Source organism: Burkholderia lata (assembly GCF_902499335.1).
Lineage (GTDB): Bacteria > Pseudomonadota > Gammaproteobacteria > Burkholderiales > Burkholderiaceae > Burkholderia > Burkholderia lata_B.
Map to the genome: position 1 here is coordinate 455,180 of NZ_CABVQK010000002.1, position 23,055 is coordinate 478,234.

Consider the following 23,055-nt stretch of genomic DNA (forward strand, 5'->3'; position numbering starts at 1 on the left):
GCATGCGATCGAATCGCATCTGAGACAAACCAGCCAACTGACGGAGCAAATGATGAGCAAGATCGAAAAAGTGCTGTACACGGGCAAGACGCATACGACTTCGGGCGGCCGCGACGGCACGGCCCGCAGTTCCGACGGCCGCCTCGACATTCAGTTGTCGTCGCCGGGCAGCGCCGGCACCGGCACCAACCCGGAGCAACTGTTCGCGGCCGGCTGGTCGGCCTGCTTCATCGGCGCGATGCAGCTTGCGGCGCGTGCAGCGAAGGTGACGCTGCCGGCCGATCTCGCGGTCGACGCCGAAGTGGATCTCGGTACCGGCGGCAACGCGTACTTCCTGCAGGCCCGGCTGAACGTGAGCGTGCCGGGGCTCGATCGCGACGTCGCGCAGCGCATCGTCGACGCCGCACACCAGACCTGCCCGTATTCGAAGGCGACGCGCGGCAACATCGACGTCGAGATCCGTATCGCTTGAACGATGCATCAGGCGGCCGGGCGCCGCCTGCCGAATGCCCGATTTCCTTTCTTTTTTCGAGGTGAATGATGAATACCCGACTGATCGCCGCCCTTTTCGTTGCTGTTTCGGCCTCTGTTGCCGCACCGGCGTTCTCCAGCGAAGCCACCGTGACGCGTGCGCAGGTGCGCGCCGAGCTCACGCAGTTGCAACAGGCCGGCTACCCGCTGAATCGCGCGACCGACGCAACCTATCCGGACGCTCTCCAGGCTGCACTCACGCGGATCCATGCGGCCGATGCGGTCGCCGGCAACGAGCAGGCTTCCGGCTACGGCAGCAACGGCGATGCGGCGACGCAAGCGGGCCGCCGGCATGCGGTCAACGTGGCCGACCGCTCGGTGTATTTCGGTCATTGAGCGCGGCGCATCGTCGATACACGAATCCTGAATTCCTTCTATCCCAGTCCTGTCGAGGTAAATGATGAAAACCCAATTGATCGCAGCCCTTCTCGTGGCCGTTTCCGCATCCGCTGCCGCACCGGCGTTCGCCGATGCAACCGTCGTGTCCCGTGCGCAGGTGCGTGCCGAGCTCGTCCAGCTCGAACAGGCCGGCTATCGGCCGGGCCGCGCGAACGATCCGCACTATCCGGACGATCTGCAGGCCGCACTGACGCGCATTCACGCGAACGACACCGCAGTGGCCGATGCGGCGACGTCCGGTTACGGCAGCGATGCCGTTGCCGCGACGCAGTCGGGCAGCCGGCCCGCGACGCGGATCGCCGAACGCTCGATCTACTTCGGTCATTGAACGAAACCGCGAACGGCGCCGGTGGCCGGCGCACGGTGCGCAACCGCTGAATCCCCATTTTCTTGTCGAGGTGAATGATGAAGACCCAACTGATCGCTGCCCTTCTCGTTGCCGTGTCGGCTGCCGTTGCCGCGCCGGCGTTTGCTGGCGAAAGCACCGTGACGCGTGCGCAGGTGCGTGCGGAACTGGCCGCGCTGCAGATGGCCGGCTACCTGCCGAACCGGCCCAATGACCCGAACTATCCGGACAATCTCCAGGCTGCGCTGCGCCGGGTCCACGACACCGATGCAGTCGCGGTCGAGCCGCAGGCGTCGGGTTACGGCAGCGACGCCGGCGGTGCGACGCAGTCGGGCAGCCGCAGCGCGGTTCGCACGGCCGAGCGGTCGATCTACTTCGGCCATTGAACATGGCGCGTCGGAATCGTCGCGCAAGGCCGGGCAAGACGTGTGAGACACGGGGGCGCGCGAGCGTGGTGCGCGCGTCGTCGGTCTTCGCGAAAAGCAGCGCCGCGGGTTGACATGCCCCACGTGCTTGCGTCGGCACGGGATTCGATAGCGCGCAGCACCGACGTGGCTGCCGACTCTGGCGGCCGGCGAGTGTGGAAGATGAGACCGCGGCCGTGGCAGGCCGAACCGTACCCCATCCCCGAGCGCGTTCACGATGATGGGTGTCCATCCGTCGATGGCCCGGCGCCGCTCGAGTCGAGCGATGGCGCATGGGGAAACCGGGTGATCTCGCGGCCGCGCAAAGTGGTTGCTTCCGCAACCGCATACCGTTGTGGCCGCGCACCAGGCCACGGATGGTGAATCGTATCGATCCGGCGTTCGAAGCGATACACGACGGCAGGCGGAAAGTTCATCCACGCGATACCGACCCGGACGGCACGAATGCGCATGGCCTCCAGATAGCGCGCCGGGATCGGGCAGCGCGGCACGTACGTGAACTGGTAGAACGCGCCATCGGCAGTCAGGTGCCGCGCGAACGCGCAGTGAACGATCGCGACGGCCTGTTCGAGCGGCATCGCAACGAGCGGCAACCCGCTCACGATCGCATCCGCGCGCGCCCCGCCGAAGAAGTCGCCCGTCATGCCGAGTTGCGCCGCGTCCATCTGCATGATCCGCAACGCGGGGAACTGATGCCGCAGCGTATTCGCGAAAGCGGGATCGGCCTCCACCAGCACCAGCCTGTCACTCGTGACGCCGCGCGCGAGCAGCGCGCGCGTGAACACGCCGGTGCCCGCACCGAGTTCAATCACGGCAGCGCCGTCGCTCGCGATATCGGCGGTGATCAGCGCGGCGAGCGACGGGCCGGACGGTGCGAGCGCACCGACCCGGCGAGGATTGCGCAACCAGGTACGCAGGAACAGCATCCATTCAGGGATTCGCATCGACAGGCTCCAGACGGGATCGATCGGTCAACGACATGGCGGGCTAGACCGCCGCTTGCGCGGCCAGGTAGCCCGCCGTGATGAACAGCGTGTTCCAGAGCGCGATGCCGGCGGCGGCACCGGACGCGAACCGCGCGAAACTCGCTTCCAGCAAGCCGGCGAGCGCCGGTGCGACGAGCCGGACGAACGGCACCAGTTGCGACCAGAGCGCGAGCCGCGTGGGCCGCGCGCGGATTCCGTCGATCAGCGCGTCCATTCTTGCGGGCTGCAGCCTGCCCAGCGGCGCGACGCGGCGCAGCAGGCTCAGCACGCTGTCTTCCGGCCACAGGTTGCCGAGCGCGTAATGCAACAGGCAGCCCGCGAAGCTGCCGAGCGCCGTGACGACGATCGCTTCCGGCAGTGTCCATGCACCTTGCGCGCTGGCGACGCCGATCATCGTGAGGAGCACGTGGGACGGCAGCACGGGGATCAGCCGTTCGACCAGCGACAGGCCGACGAGGCAGGCGATGCTGTTGGCGCCGGCCAGGCTGAGCGCGAGGCCGAACGGGACGAGCGTGGTGAGCTGGTTCATCGCGGCACCCCCGCGCGGCGGGCACGCAACGCGCACAACGCACGCGGCCTTCCATGCCAGAATGGCCCGCACCGGGACGGCGCGAAGGGGGAGCTTCGTGCCGCATTGCATTGCAGCAACGGAATTGAAGGACGTGACACGGTCATCGCGAGCCTCTCGAGAAAACGCCAGATGCATTGCACCGGCAATGCGGCGATCGGCACGCATCGTGGCTCCCCGGCTTTAAGAAGTTTTTAATCGCGGTCGGTCAGGCTGGCGACCTCGACATTCGAGGAGCGAAACCGATGCATATCCTGTTGGTAGAAGACGATGTGATGCTGGCCGACGCCGTTTGCGCCGGCCTCCGGCAGAACGGCTGGCGCGCGGACTGGTCGGCCGACGTGCCGGCCGCGCGGCTCGCGCTCGTCGGCCACGACTACGATGTGGTGCTGCTCGACCTGCAACTGGCGGGTGCGTCCGGTTTCACGCTGCTCGCCGCGATGCGTGCGAACTACGACTCGACGCCGGTATTGATCGTGACCGCGCGCGATCAGTTGAGCGACCGGATCCGTGGCCTCGACGCAGGCGCCGACGACTATCTCGTGAAGCCGTTCCAGCTCGACGAGCTCTACGCGCGGCTGCGCGCACTGACGCGCCGCAGCCAGGGCCGCGTGTCGGAGCGCCTGATCTACCGCGACGTGCACGTCGACCCGGCGCGCAAGGAGGTCACGCGCGCCGGCGAGCCTGTTGCGCTCAGCATTCACGAGTACCGCACGCTGCTTGCGCTGATGGAGCGGCAAGGCCGCGTCGTCACGCGGACGCAGCTCGAAGAGCGCGTGTACGGCAACGACAGCGAAATCGAAAGCAACACGATCGCGGTGTACATCCATCAACTTCGACGCAAGCTCGGCGAAGAGCTGATCGTGACCGTGCATGGCTTCGGCTATCGCGTCGGGGAGAGCCCGGCATGAAGTCCCTACGCGTGCGCCTGCTTGCGACCGTGATGGCGGCGGTCGTCGTGTTCTGGGCGAGCTGGGGGGCGTTTCTCGGCATCGGCCTGTGGCGTGAACAGCGCGGCTGGCGCGACGGCATGCTCGAGAGCGCCGCGCAACTGCTGCTCCTGTCGTTGCCGGATGCGATCGATCGCCTGCCCGCAGCGAACGCCCAGGCGGTGGTGCCGAAAGCCGCGTATGGCAAGTACGACGTCGCGTTCCAGATCTGGGTCGATGGCCGCAACGTGATGCACAGCGCGGATGCGCCGGGGCCGGCGCTCAAGGCCGACCTGCGCGACGGCTACGGGGTGAGCACCGGTCGTGGCGCCGCGCACGACGAGACCTGGCGCGTCTACTCGCTGTCGGATCCGGCGGGCCGGATTCACGTTCAGACGGGCGGCCCGGCCACGACCTGGCAGGAGAAGGCGAACAATGCGCTGCAACTCGGGCTGTTCAATACGGCGGTGATGCTCGCGATGCTGGGCGTCGTGATCTGGTGGGTGATCCGCTGGTCGTTCGGGCCGGTGCGCGAGGTCCAGCGGGCGATCCAGCACAAGGCCGCATTCGATTTCTCGCCGTTGCCGCTGGTGACGCTGCCGCGCGAACTGCGCCCGCTCGTCGAATCGTTCAATCGCCTGCTCGCGCGGCTGAGTCAGGCCGTCGACACCGAGCGCCGTTTCATCGGCGATGCGGCGCACGAGTTGCGCACGCCGCTGGCGGCGCTGTCGGCCCAGGCGGAAGTGGCGTTGCAGGCGGACAGTCTGGCGGACAAGAACGAAGCATTGCGCCGGCTCGCAACGGGCGTCGAGCGCAGCGCGCGGCTATCCGGGCAATTGCTCGAACTGGCGCGGCTGGATGCCGGATCGCGCGCCGACCAGCATGGGCCGGTGGAACTGTCGCGGCTCGTTGCGCTGATCGCGAGCGACTTCGACGCGGCCGCGCATGCGCGCCGACAGACAGTGCGGATCGCGGTCGACCCGGTGCGCGTCTGGGGCGATCTGGACGAGATCGCGATTGCGGTGCGCAACCTGATCGACAACGCGCTGCGTTACGGCCGTGACGGCGGGCGGGTCGAGATCACGTGCGACGTTCCTGCCGATGCGGACGGGGCGTGGGTCAAGCTGCGTATCGCGGACGACGGGCCCGGTGTGCCGGCCAACGAGCGTGAGCGGATCTTCGAACGCTTTTACCGGGTACCGGGAACGGTGCAGCCGGGCAGCGGGATCGGCCTGTCGCTCGTCGCGCGCATCGCCGAGTCGCACGGCGGGTCGGTCGAGGTGACGGCCGGTATCGGGGGGAGCGGGCTGACGGTGATCCTGTCGTTCCCGATATGGGTGGATCCGCAGCGCTGGCAGCGGTAGCGCGGGTTTCGGCAAGACGTGCTGCCCATGCTGCGCCGTGACGGTAACGCGATCGACGCTGCGCCGCGCCCTGCCCGTCCGTTCCCGGTCTATGCTGTGCAATCGAAATCTTCAATCGAGGAGCAGCCGATGTCCGATGCAACGACCGGAAACGCGACAGGCAGTGCGCACCCGCTCGACCATGTGGTGTGGAGTGCGCTGACGGGCAGACAGCGCCGCTTTGCGCTCGGCAACGACCGTGCATGGCGGTTTCCCGCGGCCATCGCGCCGTTTGCCGCGATCGAGGACACGAGCGCGGCATCCTTCGACGCGTTGCGCGCACTGATCGCCGCACACGGGCCGGCGGCACTGGTCACGACGGACGAGATCGAGGTGCCGGCGGGATTGTCGGCGATCCGGCGCGCGAACCTGTTGCAGATGGTCTGGCAGCGGACGCTCGACCCGGCACCTGAGTCGGGCTACGTCACGCTCACCGAAGCCGATGTGCCGGAGATGCTCGCATTGACCACGGCCGCGCAGCCCGGCCCGTTCGGCCCGCGCACATACGAGCTCGGCCATTACATCGGCATCCGCGGCGAAGGCCGGCTGGCCGCGATGGCCGGTGAGCGGATGCAACCCGACGGGTATACCGAGATCAGCGCCGTGTGCGTGGATGCCGCGTTCCGGCGCCAGGGGCTTGCGGCGCGTCTGATGCGGTCGTTGATTGCGGAGATCGATGCGCGTTCGGAAACGCCTTTCCTGCACGTCCTCACGTCGAACCAGGTGGCGATCGAGCGCTATCTCGCCCTTGGTTTCGTCATCCGTCGCGAAATGCACCTGCTGGTGCTGGGCGACGCGCACGCGTGACGATGCGGCCGGCGCGATGCGCGTGCCGGCCGCAGGTTGTCCGGGTGTTTATTCGTCGGTCGACCGGATCAGGTTGCCGCGCAGCGTGACGATCGCCTTCTGCATCTTTGCGAATTCATCCGGCTTCAACCCGGTGGCTTCGACCAGATCCATGTCGAGCCCCTTCTCGCGCACGCGGCGGCCGCTCTTCGTCAGGCTGACGAGCACCTGGCGTTCGTCCGACGGATCGCGGTGCCGCTCCAGGTAGCCCATCGCCTCGAGCTTCTTCAGGATCGGCGTCAGCGTATTGGATTCGAGGAACAGTTTCTCGCCGAGCTGGCCGACCGTCTGGTTGTCCTGCTCCCACAGCGCAATGATCGTGATGTATTGCGTATACGTGAGGCCGAGCTCTTCGAGGATCGGCTTGTAGGCCTTGCCGAACGCGAGGTTCGTCGAGTAGATCGCAAAGCACAGGAACTCGGACAGCTTCGGCGCGGCGGCGGATGGGGCTTCGGTCGGTTTCATGGACTTCCTCCAGCGACGCGAACGGCCGCAGATGGACGCATTATATATCGCGTGCGATCTTATCGGAAGCATGATAATCGGTCTCGATGAATCGGCGCGCCGTCAGTCCGCCCGGCGACGCTTGCCGGTCTGCACGCGGCTGGACGACAGCAGCGTGCATTGCACCGGATGCGCGATTTCGGTCGCGAGCCCGCCTGCCGCGAACAGCAGGATCATCAGCCAGCGCTTCATGCGTCCTCCACGACCGAGAGGCTCGCGCCGTCGGCGACCGTCGCGTCGAGCGCGTACGGATCGACGCCGTCGAGGCAGCCCAGATTGACGCGCCAGCATGCGGGGTCCTTGCGCGTCTGATGGAACGGATAAACGCCGCAATGGCTGCAGAAATAGTGACGGGCCGTGCGCGTATTGAAGCGATAGCACGTCAGTGCGCCCTCGCCCTCGACGATCTTCAGTTCACCGGCGGCGAACATCGGGCTCATCAGCGCGCCGCGCCGGCGGCACAGGCTGCAGTTGCAGCGCACCGCCGGCGTAATGGCCGTTCTGACTTCGAATTTGACGGCCCCGCAATGGCAGGACCCTTTGAACCAGGTTGCAGACATGATGCACTCCAGAAAAGGTCATGCCTGCTTTATAGCGGACGCCCGAACGTGCGTTGTATCGCGATGTATCCGCGGTTCGTGCAGATACAGAACATTGCAAATCGGCGGCGGGCGGCGACGTAAAGGCGCCGCGATCGGGGTATGTTCATCGATCGGCGGCATGTGCCCGCGGCCCGCCGCTCGCGAATCGTGCGATCAATCCAGCACGTGCTGCATCCGCTCGATCGCCGCCCGCGTTTCGCGTTCGAGCGCGGCGAACAGCTCGGCCGCCGGCAGCGACCGCACGAGCGGCGCCGCCTGCCCGGCCCACTGCGCGCCGTAGCCGAATTCGCCCTTCGCCTTCGCGGCCGCATGCAGCGCCTTGCCGGCGTCGTATGCGATCGGGTACGCGGGCGTGGCCGGCGCTTGCGGGTCGTCGCCGAGCGCGGTCAGCCGGTTCGCGAGGCCGCGCGCGATCCGGCCCGAGATCGCGGCCGTGAACGTCGTGCGGCGTGCCGCGTCGCCGAGCAGCGCGCGGCGATAGCCGTCGTCGATCGACGTCTCCGGGCACGCGACGAACGCGGTGCCGAGCTGGGCGGCCTGCGCGCCAAGCGCGAGCGCGGCGGCGATCCCCTCGCCGTCCATGATGCCGCCGGCGGCGATCACCGGCAGCGTGCATTCGCGCACGATCAGGCGCGTCAGCGCGAACGTGCCGAGACGATCGTCGTGCGCGGTCGAATCGAACACGCCGCGGTGCCCTCCCGCTTCGATCCCCTGCGCGACGATCGCGTCGATGCCGGCGGCGGCGATCTGGCGGGCCTCGTCGAGATTCGTCGCGGACGCGAACAGCGTGATGCCCGCGCGCTTCAGCGCGGCGATCACGTCCGCGGACGGCAGCCCGAAATGGAAGCTGACGACGGCCGGCTTTTCTTCGACGAGCAGCGCCTGCATCGCGTCGTCCGCGACGAAGCTCGTATAGATCTCCGACAACGATGCGGGCGGTGTCGCGCCGTATTCGCGGAACACCGGCGCGAGCCACTCGAGCCACGCACGTTCGACGGCCGCGTCGGCATGCGCCGGCTGGTGGCAGAACACGTTGATGTTGAACGGCCGGTCGGTGAGCGCGCGCGTGTCGCGGATCATCTTGCGGGCGCCGTCGGCGTTCGTCGCGCCTACGCCGAGCGAGCCGAGCCCGCCCGCATTCGACACGGCGGCGGCCAGCGCCGGCGTGCTGACGCCGGCCATCGGCGCCTGGACGATCGGTGCGCGCATGCCGAGCATGCGCAACAGCGTCCGGTTGTCGGTCGATTGATTCATGTCGCTTGTCTCCTGCAAAATCCGTCATCGAAATGCTTCGGCCGGATACGGGCGCGAAGCGCGTGTGTCGGGTTCGGATCGGTGCGCGTTCGTCGTGCTTTGCGCGCAACCGGTCACGTGAAAGTCATGCCGAAAACGATGGGCAGCCGTGCGGTGCGGTGGTGTCTGCAACTGTGGCGACGGTGAGTGTCGTCGCCACTGCCCGGCGCGATACCCGCATCTGCACCCATCCTACGCCAGCCCGCGATCCGCCGGCCAGCCGCTATCGGCCGCGCGCCCAATAAGCGAGCCCCGCGCAAACCGCCAGCAGCGCGCCCGTCACGAAGAACACCGAATGCAGCCCGAACGCGACGCCGATCTGCCCGCCGATCACGGGGCCGATTACCTGCCCGCTGAACTGCGCGGACTGCAGGTAGCCCAGCATCTGCCCGGTCGCACGCTCGTCGACCGATTGCCGCACGAGCTTGCCGATCGACGGCAGCAATCCCGCGAGCGTCATGCCCATCAACCCGCGCAACGCGGCAAGCTGCCACCAGTGGGTGACGAACGCCTGTGGCACCATCGCGAGCGCGGTCAGCAGCAGGCAGCCGATGATCACGTTCCAGCTGCCGATCCGGTCGGCGAGCGCGCCGAGCCGCGCGGCGGTCAGCATGCTGCCGAAAGCCGAGCACGCCATCACGACGCCGGCGACACGCGCGAGGTGGTCGCCGCCCACGCCGAGGCCGCCAATGTAGACGGTGATGATCGGTTCGATCGACATGTTCGCGAGCAGCACCATCATCGCCGTCACCAGCAGTGCGGCGACCGCCGCGCGATTCGTGCGGTGCGGCGTGCCGGCCGCGGCGCTCGAGGTGCGCGTGCCGGCATCGGTGCCCGCGTGGAAGTCTTCCTTCACGACGAAGATCGTCAGCAGCGCGGCGACGGCGATCATCGCGCCACCGGCGAAGAACGTGCCGCGAATGCCGAGCCAGCCCGGCAGCAACCCGCCGACGAGCGGCCCGACCAGGTTGCCCGCGAGCGCGCCGGTCGACAGGATGCCGAGCGCCCAGCCCGCGCGCTCGCGCGGCGCCTGCGTGCCGACCATCACGGTCGACGCCGACGCGTAGCCGCCGACGAGCCCCGCGAGCAGCCGCAGCGCGACGAGTTCGACCACGTTGTGCGCGACGCCGATCAGCGACATCACGATCGCCATGCCGATCGCCGCGCGCACGAGCATCGGCTTGCGGCCGAAGCGGTCCGCGAGGCGCCCCCACAGCGGCGCGGTGACGGCCGTGCCGAGAAACGTCGCGCCGAATGCGATGCCCGACCACTGGATCACGGCCGACTGCGCATCGACGCCGAGTTGCCGCACGTACAGCGGCAAGAACGGCAGCAACATGCTCAGGCTGACGAGCGTCGTGAACGAGCCGAACACGCAGACGGCGAGATTGCGCCGCCAGTAGCGCGTGTTGCGTTCGGCGTAGCTGCCGGCGGGCCGTTCGGCCAGTGCCGCGACGGGGGCATGCGAGAGCGTGCTCATTGCATGCTCTCCTTCACGGTCATCGGTGCGGGAAGCCGCTGCGTCGCGAAGATTGCAGACAACGGCACGAATACGAAACCGAAACCGAAACCGGCAATGCCGATACCGGACACCACGCGGTGCGTCAGTCCGAACGCACGGGCGCGAGGCTGGTCGGGAAGCGCTTGATACATGTTGACCTCCATTCGCTGAACGGGCGGCATGCGCGTCCGTTGGTTGAAGGAAGTCTAGATTGAGCCGATTGTCGAGTGAATCCCCGTCACGCGAAAGCCATTCTTCCGCATCCCGGTTCAATCGCCGTCGGTGATGGCCGCCAGCCGCGCGAAGTGCTCGCGCAGGCGCGGCGCCGCGAAATCGACGAATGCGCGCACCTTCGGCACAGAAAGGCGTCCGTAAGACGTGACGAGATGGATCGGCAGCGGCGCGTGCTCGCTGTCGCGCAGCACGATTCGCAGCGCGCCGTCCCGCACCGGTTCGGCGACGTGATACGAAAAGAGCCGCGTGACGCCGTGCCCGGCGACTGCCGACGCAACCGCGCCGCGGATCGTGTTGATGACGAAGCGCGGCGCGAACTGGACGACCTGCGGCAACGCCGACGGCGCGGACGGCGGGAAGCTCCACGAATCGAGGCCGAAATGCGTCATCGAGATGATCCGGTGCTGCGCGAGATCGGCCGGTGTCTCGATTGCCGGATGCTTCGCCAGGTAATCGGGCGATGCCACGACGACCCGCCGCACCGCGCCGACGGGAATCGCCACCAGCGTCGAATCGGCCAGGTGCGCGATCCGCAGCGCGACATCCATCCCTTCGTCGATCAGGCTGACGGGGCGGTCGAGTAACTGCAGGCGGATCGACACGGCCGGATGGCGTTCGATGAATTCGTCGAGCAGCGCGCGCAGCACGTCTTCACCCGCGGCGACCGGTGCCGTGACCGTCAACAGGCCGCGCGGCGCCGAGCGCTCGTCGGCGACCAGCATGTCGGCTTCCTCGAGATCGGACAGGATGCGCCGGCACGCGGCTGCATAGCGTTCGCCTGCCTCGCTCAACCGAATCGTCCGGGTCGTGCGGTACAGCAGCGCGGTGCCCGTGTGCTCCTCGAGAAACGCGATCGCGCGGCTGACCGCCGCCGGCGACCGGCCCAGCTTCCGGCCCGCGCCCGCGAGGCTGCCCTCGTCCAGCGTGGCGACGAACACCTTCATCGCATCGATTCGATCCATGGTGTGAGTGAGCTGGGCGCGAACGGTCGTGTGATGGGCGGCAGGCAAGCGAGCGAGCAGTCTACCGCACGCGGGCGCGGTGCTTTGCCCGGGGGATACTGCACTTGCCGTTTTGGCCCTACAATGCGCAGGCGAAGAAACCGCATGACCGGCCGTCAGGGTGCCGCGTTCACCGAACGCAGCGTCCGACATTCAAGCGGTTCCGCTGAATAACGAACAACATCCAACCAGCACTCATGAAAAGAAGAACGTTTCTCGCGCTGCCCGCCGTGGCAGCGTCCGGCATGCTCGCCGGCTGCTCCAATTTCGGCCCCGTCACCAAGGCGTGGATGGAGGATTCGAAATACGACGAAACCTTGTCGACCTTCCTGATTACCGCGGACGGCAAGCAACTCGTCGTGCTCGGCAAGAAGTATCACTACATCTTCGAGATGCCGCCGAGCCTCGCGACGGTGCTCACTGCACCCTATCGTCCCAAGATCCACACGGCGTTCAACAATTTCGAGGCGCACGGCGACGCGATCACCGGTCAATACACGATGCGGCTGGACCGCTCGGATGCGCCGGCCGGCTCCGATGTGCGCGAGCGTGCGCTCGCGGACGGTTTCAAGAAGGACGGTGCCTACCTGGAGTCGGAAGGCACGATCAGCGGCAAGCGCTATCTGCCGAACGACGTCTCGCCTGCGTCGGTCCCGCAAGCATTCAATCGTCCGTACGAGGTCACGGTGACGGACAAGCTGACGGCTGTCGGCCGCGGCGCCAAGCTGGCCTTGTCGCCGATCGCGATGGCGGCCGATGGCGCGCTGGGCCTGCTCGGCCTCGCGCTGTTCCCGATCGCACTCACCACATTCATCATCGTGGCGAGTTGAGACCGGAATCCACGGTGAAATCCCCTGCCCGAACGATGTTCCGGATCGGCTGCGCGGCCGCCTGTCTCGCCTTCGCGCAACACGCGTTCGCCGAAAGCGACTGGGACGCCGCCCGTCACGTCCGTACCGACTGGGTGTTCGCGTCGATGAAGGAAAGCGACGTGCGTCCCACGCTCGATCGCGCGCTGAGGGACCAGGCGCGTTGGGTCGACCAGCCCGGCAACGCTCCCGATGCAGGTGCGTTCCACTGCACGAAGCTCGCGTTGCCGCCGCCGTCCGTCGAAGCGCAGGCCGCGTTCGATGCGGCACCGTCGCCGCGCGGCCGCGAAGCCGACAAGGCGTACGCGAAGGCCGCGTCGCTCGGTTCGTGGCGCGCGGCCGCGCGCCTGGCGAGCAGTTCGCTCGACGACGAGGACTGGGAAGGCGCACAGCCGGTAATCGCGTGGCTGCTCGTTCATCACGTGCCGGCCGGCTACAACAAGCTCGCGGATGTCTTGCAGGCGATGTCGGGCTACGACGGCGAAACACCCGGCGAGGGCATGAGCGGGATGATCGCGTCGCTGCGCTGGCGTGCGGCGCGCGAAGGTGATCCGGTTGCGCAGATGGAGATGGCCGATCTGTTCGAGAAGCTGGGCAAGGCCGATCTCGTCACGGCGTTGCGCACCTGCGCGACGCAGCAGAATCCGGCGCTGAAATGAAGCGAGCCGGTACGCCGCGATGATTGGCGGCGTACCGGCTCGTGTTGTGACGTTGTCACGTCAGACTTCGTACCGCACCGCGTGCGCTTCGGTGGGCAGCGGCAGATCCCAACGCAGCAGCATCGCCTCGAGCGCTCGGTTCGTCAGCGACGTGTCGCGCCGTGCATTACGGCGCATCAGTTCCGCGCGCGATTGTTCGAGGTAGACGAGCGTCACGTCGGCGCCGTACGCAAACAGCAGGTCGAGCGTCTTCTTGCGCATCAGCGGCGACAGGTTCGTCGCATTCCACACGAACGGCTTTTGCGCGCGCAACAGCGCCTTGGCAGCGTCGACCGCATGGTGCGCGACGGCGCCCTCGTTCTGGCCATGACGCAATCCCAATGCATCGCGTGCATCGTCGAACGACACGACCGGCAGATCCGGATGATGCCGCGCAACCCACGTGTTCTTGCCCGACGCGGGCAGCCCCGACATCACGACGACCTGCGCGCCCGGCGCGCGGAACAGCGGATAGTCGGGATGCACGTCCGCGCCGCGAAAGTAGCTGAGTGCCGTGTGCGCATCGGCAAACGCACGCGGCTGGCCGTAACAGCCCTCTTCCCGCGCCAGTTCACGCAACAGCTCGATGTTGTCGAGCACGCGCTGCGTATCGGCGCAGATGCGCCCGCGAATGTCGGCTTCGGCGAGCAGGCACAGCAGCGGCAGGCTGACCTGCCACGACAGCTCGCGCGCGACGAACTCGGGCGTGCCGCGGCGCGACCCGCTGATTGCGAAGAACGGCACCTGGTGCACGGCGATCATCCGGCAGATCGCCTCGCGCACCGCGAACGGCACGCCGGCGTCCCACAGCGCGATACGTGCATCGATCGCACCCTTGCGCGAGTGGCCGGGATGGCCGATCGCACCGGTGGCGGGATCGACGACCGTCGTGCCGTGCTTGGCGATGTCGTGCAGCAGCGCGGCCAGGAACACGATTTCCTGGTCGGCGCGCGACGCGGCCTGGTACTCGGGCAGCGCGAGCAGCGCATCGATCACCATCGTCGTATGCGTCCACACGTCGCCTTCGCCGTGGTGTGCCGGCTCTTGCGGCGTCGTTTTCGCGTGTTCGAGCGCGGGAAATGCCGCGAGACACGCGTGATAGTCCGGCTGCCGGCCGGGTGCAGGCACGAGTGCCTGCAATTGTTCGTACTTCATGATCAAGACTCCTCTCGAAACGGCGCGCGGCCGTTCCGCATTCATTTGTTTCGGTGCGCAGCGGGGCTCGATGTCCACGTTACCGTCGGGCGCGGCGCATACAGGTCTACATCCGGCGCGAGCAGGTTCGGGATGAACGGCTGCTCCGAGTGATGGCGCGCCGATTCGAGAATGGCCTGCACGAAATCGTGGCGCACCCACTTCAGGCGCGCGGTCGTCGTGTCATCCGTCTCGACCTTCACGTAGAGCCCTTCGGAGCGCTCCGACTTGTCGCACTGCTGCCATGCGCGCGCGAGGTCGAGCCCCTGCCGCCGCACGGTCTCCTCGAACGCGCGACGCCAGTCCGGTGTCTTCGCGAGCGACGGGCCGAGCAGTGCTTTCAGGTCGGCCAATCGCGCGGGCGCGATGCCTTCGTACAGCACGGGCACCGACAGCACCGGCCCGTCGGCGAGCAGCGCGCGACGCGCGGGCGTCGACAGGAAACGGCCCGTCGCACGGTCGAACACGTCGAACTCGAAGAAGTGATGCGGCAGCGCGTCGTAGAACACCGCGTGCTTCTTGCTCATCGTCTCGCCATACATCACGTACCGATCGCCGAGGCGGTCGAGCAGCCAGGCGGCATGGGCGGCTGCCCACGTCTTCACGAAACCGAACTGCCGCTCGCGGCCGCCGCCGGCCAGATAGTGGCCGCGCGACTGCAGCAGCAGTTCGCCGCCCGGGCTGAAGCTGATGCCCGTGTTGGCGCCGTCGAGCTTTTCCTCGACGACGAGATGGGCGCCCGCGAGGGTGCGATAGGGAACGTGGTCGTGACCTTCGTCGCCGTCCTGCAGGCGCGAGCCTTCGAGGTGCGGCGTGCGCGGGTAGCGGGCGAGGTCGAGCGATTGCGCGTAGGCGCGAAAATCCAGCGTCATGGTCTTTCTCCGGAAACAACAGAAAAAGCCGACGACGTGAACGAACGATGGTGTGTGCGTTGCGGTGTCAGTGCGTGTCCGGGCGCGGCCCTGCGATCACTGTTCCGGCGCTGCGAGGCAGACGGAAACGGGCAGGACGACACGCGGCCGGGACGGCAGTCGTCGGCGTATCAGGCGAAGGGACGAATGTTTGCGGGCACTTGGATCACCGGTTCGATGAGGGTTCAGGGATGAAGCAGGCGGATGCTACGAAACGGCTTTTGCGCTGTCAAGCGTGGCCGGGCGCATCCGTTGTGGCTGTCTGCGTGCGTCGAACGCCTGCTGCTGCGTGTTGCGCGCACCATCGACACAGGAATAATCCGGATTCCTATGTGTGTGTTTTTCGCCACATCGAGCGGTGATTCGACGGGCAACGTTGCGCTACCCGCTTGCTGCGCCCGCAGCGTGCATGCTAGAGTCGCCGCCATTCCGATCAACCCCTCACTCGCAAGGAGAAGAAAACATGACGTCACGCCAGCACTCCTCCCGTCGCGGGTCGTAGTTCGGGTTTTTCGCGTCCGTTCGTTTCATCGTTCACGCCACGCGGCACATCGTATCGCCGTCATGGCGATGAGCCGGGTCGTTCCGATCCGGTCGTGCCGCCCTCTTCCCGACTTCAGATGTCGGGCAGCGCATGTGTGCGCTGCCTGCGCCATGGCCCGCCGTTCTACTTTTTCATCGAACGGAAACCTCCATGGGCAATTCCATGCAATACCTGGCCGAGCGCATCACGCTGTGCGCTTGCGCCACCACCTGGATCGAAGGTGAGGCCATCCGGCAGCTCGAACACGCTGCCACCCTCCCCGGCATGCGGCGCGTCGCCGGCATGCCCGATCTTCACCCCGGGCGCGGCTACCCGGTTGGCGCCGCGTTCTTTTCAACGGACCGGCTCTATCCGGCGCTGATCGGCGGCGATATCGGCTGCGGGATGGCGCTGTGGCAAACCGCGCTCGATGCGCGGCGCGTCAGCGCGTCGAAGCTCGCGAGCCGGCTCGGCTCGATCGACGCCACGCCCGATGCAAGCTGGCAGCCGCTCATTGCGGCCGCAGGGTTCGCGGATCACGCCTATGCGGCATCGCTCGGCACGATCGGCAGCGGCAATCATTTCGCGGAGGCGCAGCGGATCGACGCGGTGTACGACACCGATGCCGTCCACGCGCTCGGTCTCGATTCCGATCGCCTGCTGTTGCTCGTGCATAGCGGGTCGCGCGGCTTCGGCCAGTCGATCCTCGAGCAGCACATGCGCGAGCACGGCTACAACGGCCTCGACGACACGGATGTCGCCTGCACGGCGTACCTCGCGCGTCACGATGCGGCGTTGCGCTACGCGATCGCGAACCGCGACCTGATCGCGCGGCGCATGCTGGCGCGCTGGCGCACCGATGGCCGGTGCGTGCTCGACGTGAACCACAACCTGGTGAGCCGCGCGACCGTCGACGGCGAGCCGGGCTGGCTGCATCGCAAAGGCGCGACGCCGGCCGACGCGGGTCCGGTCGTCATTCCCGGGTCGCGCGGCGACTACAGCTACCTCGTCGCGCCGGTGCGTCCCGACGATGCGGCGAGCCTTGCGTCGCTGGCGCACGGCGCGGGCCGCAAGTGGGCGCGCGGCGATTGCAAGGGGCGCCTCGAACGGCGTTTCACGCCGTCGCAGCTCACGCGCACGCCGCTCGGCAGTCACGTGATCTGCGAAGACCGCGAACTGCTGTACGAGGAAGCGCCGCAGGCCTACAAGCCGATCGACAGCGTCGTCGACGCGCTCGAGGCGGCCGGCCTGCTGCGCAAGCTGGCACGGCTCGCGCCGGTGCTGACCTACAAGACGTCCGGGGAGGCTGGCCGATGCTGATGCAGATTTCCTCGGCGCACGGCCCGCTGGAGTGCCAGCTCGCCGCGGCCAATGCCTTGCGGCGCCTGCAGGCGGAGGCCGACGCGCAGCGCGTCGTCGTCACGGTGCTCGATGCGCAGCCGGGCGAACGGCCCGGCACACTGCGCTCGGCGTTGCTCGATCTCGACGGGGCCGCTGCGCAGGCGCTCGCGGACCGCTGGACGGGCACGCTGCAATGGATTTGCGCGAGCCCGTACCGGTTGCGCCATCCGCGCAAGAACTGGTTCATCGGTATCACGCGCTGTGCCGACGCGCAGCCGCTGCCGGACGGCGACGTGCGGTTCGAAGCGATGCGCGCACGCGGGCCGGGCGGCCAGCACGTGAACAAGACGAGCTCCGCGATTCGTGCAACCCATGTCGCGACCGGCCTGTCGGTACGCGTGGAAAGCGAGCGCAGCCAGCACGCGAACAAGCGCCTGGCGCTGCAGTTGCTGCAGGTGCGGCTGCAGCAGGAAGCCGACCGTCACGCGTCCGATGCGCGCCGGCAGCGGAGGATGCAGCACTTTGCGCTGGAGCGTGGCAACCCGGTGCGCGTGTTTTGCGGGGCGGCGTTCGTACCGGCCGACTGAGCACGACAGCGTGGCCGCCGGCGGTTGTCGAGCCGGTGGCCACGTAACCGGCCTCATGGTTTTCCCGGCCTGCCGGTTGCGCGAGCGCACAACCGGTTCCGGTGCGTTTCCGCGTGCCACGCAGGCTGCACGGGCCTGCCGCGCGCCTGCCGGCTGCCGCGTGTTCCGCACCCTTTCTGCGCAGGAAAGGACGCTTGAAACTTCCGCAATTATCACGTGCGGCGGATTTGCCCACCATGTGTCCAACGATCGGTACAGCCCGCCTATCCCGCCCTTTCACGGGCCTTGCGGTGCCTGCCGCCACGTCGTGCGACCGGATGCAGCGCGCCGGTCGCGAACGGCCGGGCCCTGCGCCACGGCGTATCGATAATCAGGAGACACGATGAACAGCCATTCCCTCGATCTCGGCGGCAACGCGGGCGGACCCGCGTCCGCACGACCGCCGGCCGCCGGCGTCGGCGCCGATGCATCGGCCCTCCCCGCCCGCCGCGTCACGCTCGGCGATTTCATGGACGACCTGCCGGTCGGCGCCTTGCACCGGTTCGTCGTCTGGGTGATCGGCATCGGGCTGTTCTTCGACATGTACGAGATCTTTCTCGTCAGCACGATCGGTTCCGCGTTGCAGAACGAGTACGGGCTGAGCCGCCAGAGCGGCGATTTCAAGCTGCTGCTGGCATCGGCCTTCATCGGCATGTTCGTCGGCGCGATGTTCCTCGGCAGCCTCGCCGACCGCATCGGCCGGCGCAAGGCGTTCCTGCTGACGCTCACGTGGTACAGCGCGTTCTCGCTGGTCGGCGCGTTTTCGGTGAATGCCGACATGCTCGTCGCGTGCCGGTTCCTGACCGGCATCGGCGTCGGCGCGATCTATCCGGTCGCCGACAGCTTCCTGTCCGAGATCCTGCCGAAGGAAAAGCGCGGGCGGCTCGCCGCGTGGGCCTACACGACTTCCTATGTCGCGGTGCCGCTCGTCGGCTTCCTCGCGCTGTGGCTGAACCCGCTGCATGTGGGTGGCGTGGCCGGCTGGCGCATCATCCTTGCGATCGGCAGCCTCGGCGCCGTGTACGTGCTGCTCGTCCAGCACCGGCTGCCGGAGAGCCCGCGCTGGTTGCTCGCGCAAGGTCGCACCGCAGATGCGCACGCGGCATTGCGGCGCTTCGCGGAAGGCACCGGCGTGCGCGTGCCCGAGCAGTTCGCGGAACCGGCCGAGCCGCAACGGCCGCTCGGGCTCGGCGAGCGCGTCGCGCTGTTGCGTCGCGAGCCCTATGGTGCGCGCTACCTGATGCTCGCGATCTTTCACCTGTTCCAGGGCTTCGGCTATTACGGCTTCGGTACGCTGGCCAGCACGGTCGTGAAGAGTCGCGGCTTCGACGTGACGGACAGTACGCTGTTCATTGCGCTGTCGTTCATCGGCTATCCGATCGGCTCGCTGCTGTCGATTCCGCTGCTCAACTGGATCGAGCGCCGCACGCTCGTGATCGTGTCGATCCTGTCGATTGCCGTGTTCGGGCTGTGCTTCGCGTACTCGGGGCATACCGTGCTGATCGTCGGCTTCGGGTTCCTGACGACCTGTGCGTCGAACGTGTTCAGCAACGCGTATCACGTGTACCAGGCGGAGATTTTCCCGGCGCGTGTGCGCTCGACGGCGATCGGCAGTACCTATGCGCTGTCGCGCATCGTCAGCGGTGCGCTGCCGTTCGTGTTGCTGCCGGTGCTCGGCAGTTACGGCGCGGGGGCGATGTTCGGCGTGATTTCGGTTGCGCTCGGTATCGTCGCGGTCACGCTGCGTGTGCTCGGGCCGCTGACTACGCGGCGCAGCCAGGACGAGATCAATCCGGTTTGAGCGTGTTTCGATGCGGGGGCGCGGGAACGCGCTCCCCGCATCATGTCTGGTGGTTCACGCCAGGGATGCTACGACGACATCCCCGCCTGAGAAACGACGACCGTGAATTCGATCCCCGATTCAAAATCCAGCGTCGTGGTCGAGAACCGCGGATCGTCATCGAGGTAGCGCTTGTACGGTCGAACGGCGTCCTCGGCCGTGTACATGTTGTCGGCCAGGACGATCGATCCCGGGCGCAGCAGGCGCTCGATCTCCTTGAACACCTTCAGATAGACGTCGGCCCATACGTCGATGAACACCATGTCGAAGGTGCCGTCCAGTTCGGCAACGGTCTCGAATACGTCGCCTTCCCGCACGTCGACATACGCGTCCAGGCCAGCCGTTGTGACGTGATCGCGCAAACGCGTGCACTTGAGCGCATCGCGTTCGGTCGCGACGACCACGCCGCCGCCCAACGTGCGCAGTGCCTCGGCGAAATACAGCGTGGACACGCCGCATGAACTGCCGAGCTCGAGGATTCTGGCCGGCCGTTGCGAGAGCACCAGGTTGCGCAAGAATCCGCCCGTTTCCGGCGACACGGCCAACGACAGCGGACTGCCTTCCGGGGACGCGAAGTCGTCGCTGGACAGCCCGAACGTTTCGAGAAACCGCCCGCGCAGACGGGGTGCGATCGCTTCGTATTCGTCGGCCAGCGACAGAAAATCCTCGTTCGATCCCTGGAACTGCGCGCGGGCGCGGGCGACGATTTCGGTCCGGCTCTCTTCATGGAGCCGTCTCAGAAGGACGGTGGTGGGTGAAGCCATGTGCATTCCTTGACGAAATTGATCGTTTCGACGCTGTATCCAGCGACGGCCTCTCCCGTGAGGGGGCTGCGCCTTCGCTCGATATCGGCGATACACGGTGGTTGCTACGCCGTTCGGGCGAGCGTGATGGCGCGTTCGGGGCACGCCGTCACACACAGTCCGCACGACCGGCACGCATGCGCGTTCGGCGTGTACGCGACTTTCATGCCATGCACGCGGAGCTTCAGGCGATGCATCAGATCGAGGCCGACGTAATCGGCGTTGTCGATGCGCCGGATCTCGAACACGTTCTCGGGGCAAACCGCGACGCAATCTCCTTTGCCTTCGCAGCGTTTCAGATCGACGACCGGCGCGATCACGCCCGGCTTCTGCTTGCAGTCGCCCGCTGATTTTTCGCGCACGTTCACTCTCCCGTGGGCCGCTTGCCGCCGGATCGCCATGCGGTCCGGAAATGCTCGCGTTCTTCGGGCGTCATGGATTCCCACTTGCGCCAGTGGCGCCGACCGCGCCAGCCGTGGTGTCCGCGGAATCCGCCGAACAGGATGCGGCTCAGCACGAGCAGGCCCAGCGCATGCAGGAAGTCGATCGTACGGGCGCCGACGAACAGCGCCGGCATCACCCAGTTCCACAACATCATGACGACCCATCCGAGCACGGCTATCGCGATCACCACGAGCAGCGCCTTGCCTGCACATCTGATTCGAAAATTCATCTGTCGACTCCTTTAGGTATTGTCCAGTTCGTCATAGACGGGCTGCAGCCGGGCACGCAGATGCAGGACCGCATAGCGTTTGCGAGCGAGCAGCGTATTGAGCGCGACACCGCTTTGCTCGGCCATCTCCTTGAAGGAACAGCCCTCCAGTTCGTGCGCGATGAATACCTCGCGCTGATTCGCGGGCAACTCGTCGAGCGCATCCTGCAAGGCCTTGAGCAACAGCGTGCGCGCGTAGCTCGCTTCGGGGCCGGCATCGTGCGCGGGTAGCGCGAGGTCCAGGCGATACTCGCTGTCCGCGTCATCCTCGGCGTCGAACAGATCCGCCAGCGGCTGCTCCTTCTTCTTGCGAAAGCGGTCGACGATACGGTTGCGCGCGGCACGGAACAGCCACGCGCTCGCCTGTTCGATCGGCGCCGGCAGCCGGTACGCCTGGACGAATTCGTGAAACACGTCCTGCAGGACGTCCTCGGCATCGTCCGGGTCGCGTATCCGACGCCGGATAAAGTTCACGAGCCTCGTTCGTTCACGCATCACTATCGCGGTGATGTCGCGGTCTGGGTCGGTCATCGTGCGTGAAGTGAGTGCGATTCCATGTGCCTGAAGACGTTTCAGGCGCGCGAATATTGTGTCGAGTGTGAAAATTTACTGCCGAAGGCGTCGGCTTTGCGGTGGAGATCGTTCATGCCGCCAAGTCGGCGGAACGCCGGTTTGTCCTGCCGGAAGCGCGTCGCCGACGCGACCGGGAAGGTGTAAAGACGGTGAAAGGAACGAGCCGCGACGACAGCACGGAAAATGAGTTTCGTGGCAGCGAAACGTGACGGCTTCAGGCGCGTGACCCGGCATCGGCGCTCCCTGGACGAGAGGGAGAAGCGTGTGGCGTGATCGCGGTCGCCGGCTGCAGTCGAGTCGTACGCATCGAAGGTCGCTCGTGATCCTGAGCGCCCCGGTCACATGAGCACGCGCGCCGTCGCGGCTAGCCCGAACCGGGCATCAAAAGTCGTGCGCGTGTCGAACCTGTTTCCGCATCGATCATGGCGTCATCGAACGGGGAATCCATGCCGTTCGAGAAACTCGGATACCAGGGGCTCCCACACGTCGATACCGTGTGCGAACAGCATGTGCCCGTTTGTCTCGAACGGCGGAAGCAGCCGATAGTCGGCGCTGCCACCCGCGCGAACGAACGCATCGTGCCAGGCGCTGCTATAGGCCGGAGCGAAGTACTGATCGTTTTCGGTATAGATCCAGAGCATCGGGACGCGAGCCGTCTTTCCGAAGCGCGAATACATGGCCTCCAGGCGTTCGCCCTGGCATGGCACGCCCGGATGCTCGACCGGATCGCCGCCGGAACCGCCGGCGAAGTTGATGGCCCCGATCACGCCGTCCGGATTTTCGGCCGCCATGGCCGTCGTGACGAACCCGCCGACCGATTGGCCAACCATGACGATTCGATGCGGATCGACATGGGGCTGCCGCCGCGCGTAGTCCAGTACGGCAAGCTCTTCGGTGCGCGCCGCATCGATCATCGGTGCATAGTCCTTCTGACGACATTTGCCGCTGTATTCCGGATCGAATTGCGTGCCGAACTGACCGTAGCCGATGCGCGTCGGCTCGAATACGGCGAAGCCCCGTTTCACGAAAAAGGCGGCTTGCCGGGTGAAGCGAAAACGCGGCGGCGTGCCGCGATCCGCGCCGCGACCATGATTGAGAATCAGGATCGGGAATGGTCCATCGCCGTCCGGAAGAAATTGCGTGATCACAACCTTGCCCGTTTGTTCCGCCCCGTAAAAATCCTTGACCGCCACGTCGATTGTCGAAGCCGATTCGTGCAGGTCCGATCTGAGCTGCTCGGCGCGCACGCCGGAGATCGAGAGCGCAACGCAAATCCACAACAGGCGTTTGGCAATTGTCATCGTGGCCTACGTATCAGGAGCGGATGGATTCAGCGTGGCGATGGCCGACGCGTGAAACGCGGCAGCCGAAGTCACGTTTCTCGGGCACATGAACAT

Annotated in this window: 27 protein-coding genes and 1 pseudogene; 12 read left to right on the forward strand and 16 right to left on the reverse strand. The window is 66.7% G+C overall.

Annotated elements, in window-relative coordinates; all coding sequences use genetic code 11:
* Positions 1–52: 52 nt before the first annotated feature.
* The 4 genes from BCO18175_RS06335 (at position 53) to BCO18175_RS06350 (ending at position 1,662) form a co-directional block, all read left to right on the forward strand.
* Complete coding sequence (locus tag BCO18175_RS06335; RefSeq protein WP_174918950.1) at positions 53–472, forward strand: organic hydroperoxide resistance protein; 420 nt, start codon at positions 53–55, stop codon at positions 470–472.
* Between the two features lie 65 nt (positions 473–537).
* A complete protein-coding gene (locus BCO18175_RS06340) occupies positions 538–867 on the forward strand; it encodes a DUF4148 domain-containing protein (protein WP_438820484.1) in 330 nt (109 codons plus the stop codon).
* 61 nt (positions 868–928) lie between these two features.
* Positions 929–1,258 carry a DUF4148 domain-containing protein gene (locus tag BCO18175_RS06345; RefSeq protein ID WP_174979923.1) on the forward strand — a complete coding sequence of 110 codons (330 nt, stop codon included), beginning with the start codon at positions 929–931 and terminating at the stop codon, positions 1,256–1,258.
* Between the two features lie 74 nt (positions 1,259–1,332).
* Positions 1,333–1,662 (forward strand): DUF4148 domain-containing protein, encoded by a 330-nt coding sequence (locus BCO18175_RS06350; RefSeq protein WP_174979924.1) that lies wholly within the window; start codon positions 1,333–1,335, stop codon positions 1,660–1,662.
* 374 nt (positions 1,663–2,036) lie between these two features.
* Here the strand turns inward: BCO18175_RS06350 and BCO18175_RS06355 are convergent.
* Both BCO18175_RS06355 and BCO18175_RS06360 read right to left on the reverse strand, forming a co-directional pair.
* Positions 2,037–2,645: pseudogene (locus BCO18175_RS06355) on the reverse strand (class I SAM-dependent methyltransferase); the annotation flags it as partial.
* Between the two features lie 43 nt (positions 2,646–2,688).
* Complete coding sequence (locus BCO18175_RS06360) at positions 2,689–3,216, reverse strand: DedA family protein (RefSeq protein WP_174979926.1); 528 nt, start codon at positions 3,214–3,216, stop codon at positions 2,689–2,691.
* Between the two features lie 284 nt (positions 3,217–3,500).
* Between BCO18175_RS06360 and BCO18175_RS06365 the strand changes: the two genes are divergently transcribed.
* The 3 genes from BCO18175_RS06365 (at position 3,501) to BCO18175_RS06375 (ending at position 6,394) form a co-directional block, all read left to right on the forward strand.
* Complete coding sequence (locus BCO18175_RS06365) at positions 3,501–4,166, forward strand: response regulator transcription factor (RefSeq protein WP_174979927.1); 666 nt, start codon at positions 3,501–3,503, stop codon at positions 4,164–4,166.
* A complete protein-coding gene (locus tag BCO18175_RS06370) occupies positions 4,163–5,548 on the forward strand; it encodes an ATP-binding protein (protein WP_174979928.1) in 1,386 nt (461 codons plus the stop codon). Before BCO18175_RS06365 ends, BCO18175_RS06370 begins: the two co-directional genes overlap by 4 nt.
* Positions 5,549–5,677: 129 nt before the next feature.
* Positions 5,678–6,394, forward strand: a complete 717-nt coding sequence (locus BCO18175_RS06375) for a GNAT family N-acetyltransferase (protein WP_174979929.1) — start codon at positions 5,678–5,680, stop codon at positions 6,392–6,394.
* A gap of 48 nt (positions 6,395–6,442) precedes the next feature.
* Here the strand turns inward: BCO18175_RS06375 and BCO18175_RS06380 are convergent, their stop codons facing one another.
* The 7 genes from BCO18175_RS06380 to BCO18175_RS06405 form a co-directional block, all read right to left on the reverse strand.
* Entirely contained in the window at positions 6,443–6,898 is a 456-nt protein-coding gene (locus tag BCO18175_RS06380) for a MarR family winged helix-turn-helix transcriptional regulator (RefSeq protein WP_174918941.1), read from the reverse strand.
* 102 nt (positions 6,899–7,000) lie between these two features.
* Positions 7,001–7,129, reverse strand: a complete 129-nt coding sequence (locus BCO18175_RS40840) for a hypothetical protein (RefSeq protein ID WP_302479072.1) — start codon at positions 7,127–7,129, stop codon at positions 7,001–7,003.
* Entirely contained in the window at positions 7,126–7,497 is a 372-nt protein-coding gene (locus BCO18175_RS06385) for a GFA family protein (RefSeq protein ID WP_174979930.1), read from the reverse strand. Before BCO18175_RS06385 ends, BCO18175_RS40840 begins: the two co-directional genes overlap by 4 nt.
* A gap of 195 nt (positions 7,498–7,692) precedes the next feature.
* Complete coding sequence (locus tag BCO18175_RS06390) at positions 7,693–8,793, reverse strand: NAD(P)H-dependent flavin oxidoreductase (protein ID WP_174979931.1); 1,101 nt, start codon at positions 8,791–8,793, stop codon at positions 7,693–7,695.
* Between the two features lie 262 nt (positions 8,794–9,055).
* On the reverse strand, positions 9,056–10,312 hold the full coding sequence (locus tag BCO18175_RS06395; protein WP_174979932.1) for an MFS transporter: 1,257 nt from the start codon (positions 10,310–10,312) through the stop codon (positions 9,056–9,058).
* Positions 10,309–10,485 (reverse strand): hypothetical protein, encoded by a 177-nt coding sequence (locus BCO18175_RS06400; RefSeq protein WP_174979933.1) that lies wholly within the window; start codon positions 10,483–10,485, stop codon positions 10,309–10,311. Before BCO18175_RS06400 ends, BCO18175_RS06395 begins: the two co-directional genes overlap by 4 nt.
* A 117-nt stretch (positions 10,486–10,602) precedes the next feature.
* Positions 10,603–11,529, reverse strand: a complete 927-nt coding sequence (locus BCO18175_RS06405) for a LysR family transcriptional regulator (RefSeq protein WP_174980109.1) — start codon at positions 11,527–11,529, stop codon at positions 10,603–10,605.
* Between the two features lie 236 nt (positions 11,530–11,765).
* Between BCO18175_RS06405 and BCO18175_RS06410 the strand changes: the two genes are divergently transcribed.
* Both BCO18175_RS06410 and BCO18175_RS06415 read left to right on the forward strand, forming a co-directional pair.
* Entirely contained in the window at positions 11,766–12,398 is a 633-nt protein-coding gene (locus BCO18175_RS06410; protein ID WP_174969071.1) for a 5-formyltetrahydrofolate cyclo-ligase, read from the forward strand.
* A 14-nt stretch (positions 12,399–12,412) separates the two neighbouring features.
* Positions 12,413–13,096, forward strand: a complete 684-nt coding sequence (locus BCO18175_RS06415) for a hypothetical protein (protein WP_174979934.1) — start codon at positions 12,413–12,415, stop codon at positions 13,094–13,096.
* Positions 13,097–13,156: 60 nt separating this feature from the next.
* Here the strand turns inward: BCO18175_RS06415 and BCO18175_RS06420 are convergent, their stop codons facing one another.
* Together BCO18175_RS06420 and BCO18175_RS06425 are read right to left on the reverse strand one after the other, a co-directional pair.
* On the reverse strand, positions 13,157–14,290 hold the full coding sequence (locus BCO18175_RS06420) for an AAA family ATPase (RefSeq protein WP_174979935.1): 1,134 nt from the start codon (positions 14,288–14,290) through the stop codon (positions 13,157–13,159).
* Positions 14,291–14,331: 41 nt separating this feature from the next.
* On the reverse strand, positions 14,332–15,201 hold the full coding sequence (locus BCO18175_RS06425; RefSeq protein WP_174979936.1) for an RNA ligase family protein: 870 nt from the start codon (positions 15,199–15,201) through the stop codon (positions 14,332–14,334).
* 733 nt (positions 15,202–15,934) lie between these two features.
* Between BCO18175_RS06425 and BCO18175_RS06430 the strand changes: the two genes are divergently transcribed.
* The 3 genes from BCO18175_RS06430 (at position 15,935) to BCO18175_RS06440 (ending at position 19,531) form a co-directional block, all read left to right on the forward strand.
* Positions 15,935–17,083 carry an RNA ligase RtcB family protein gene (locus tag BCO18175_RS06430; RefSeq protein ID WP_174979937.1) on the forward strand — a complete coding sequence of 383 codons (1,149 nt, stop codon included), beginning with the start codon at positions 15,935–15,937 and terminating at the stop codon, positions 17,081–17,083.
* The gene (gene prfH, locus BCO18175_RS06435) at positions 17,077–17,691 is read left to right on the forward strand and encodes a peptide chain release factor H (RefSeq protein ID WP_174918795.1); all 615 of its coding nucleotides are present in this window, start codon (positions 17,077–17,079) and stop codon (positions 17,689–17,691) included. Before BCO18175_RS06430 ends, prfH begins: the two co-directional genes overlap by 7 nt.
* Before the next feature lie 382 nt (positions 17,692–18,073).
* Positions 18,074–19,531, forward strand: coding sequence for an MFS transporter (locus tag BCO18175_RS06440; RefSeq protein ID WP_174979938.1), 1,458 nt, complete (start codon positions 18,074–18,076; stop codon positions 19,529–19,531).
* A gap of 68 nt (positions 19,532–19,599) precedes the next feature.
* On the opposite strand, the gene BCO18175_RS06445 is transcribed toward BCO18175_RS06440, so the two are convergent.
* From BCO18175_RS06445 to BCO18175_RS06465, 5 genes are all read right to left on the reverse strand, one after another.
* Positions 19,600–20,334 carry an O-methyltransferase gene (locus tag BCO18175_RS06445; RefSeq protein WP_174979939.1) on the reverse strand — a complete coding sequence of 245 codons (735 nt, stop codon included), beginning with the start codon at positions 20,332–20,334 and terminating at the stop codon, positions 19,600–19,602.
* A gap of 104 nt (positions 20,335–20,438) precedes the next feature.
* Positions 20,439–20,735, reverse strand: a complete 297-nt coding sequence (locus tag BCO18175_RS06450) for a 4Fe-4S dicluster domain-containing protein (RefSeq protein WP_174979940.1) — start codon at positions 20,733–20,735, stop codon at positions 20,439–20,441.
* 2 nt (positions 20,736–20,737) lie between these two features.
* A complete protein-coding gene (locus BCO18175_RS06455; RefSeq protein WP_174918798.1) occupies positions 20,738–21,046 on the reverse strand; it encodes a hypothetical protein in 309 nt (102 codons plus the stop codon).
* A gap of 12 nt (positions 21,047–21,058) precedes the next feature.
* Entirely contained in the window at positions 21,059–21,616 is a 558-nt protein-coding gene (locus BCO18175_RS06460; protein WP_174918799.1) for an RNA polymerase sigma factor, read from the reverse strand.
* 470 nt (positions 21,617–22,086) lie between these two features.
* On the reverse strand, positions 22,087–22,959 hold the full coding sequence (locus tag BCO18175_RS06465; protein WP_174979941.1) for an alpha/beta hydrolase family protein: 873 nt from the start codon (positions 22,957–22,959) through the stop codon (positions 22,087–22,089).
* Positions 22,960–23,055 lie beyond the last annotated feature (96 nt).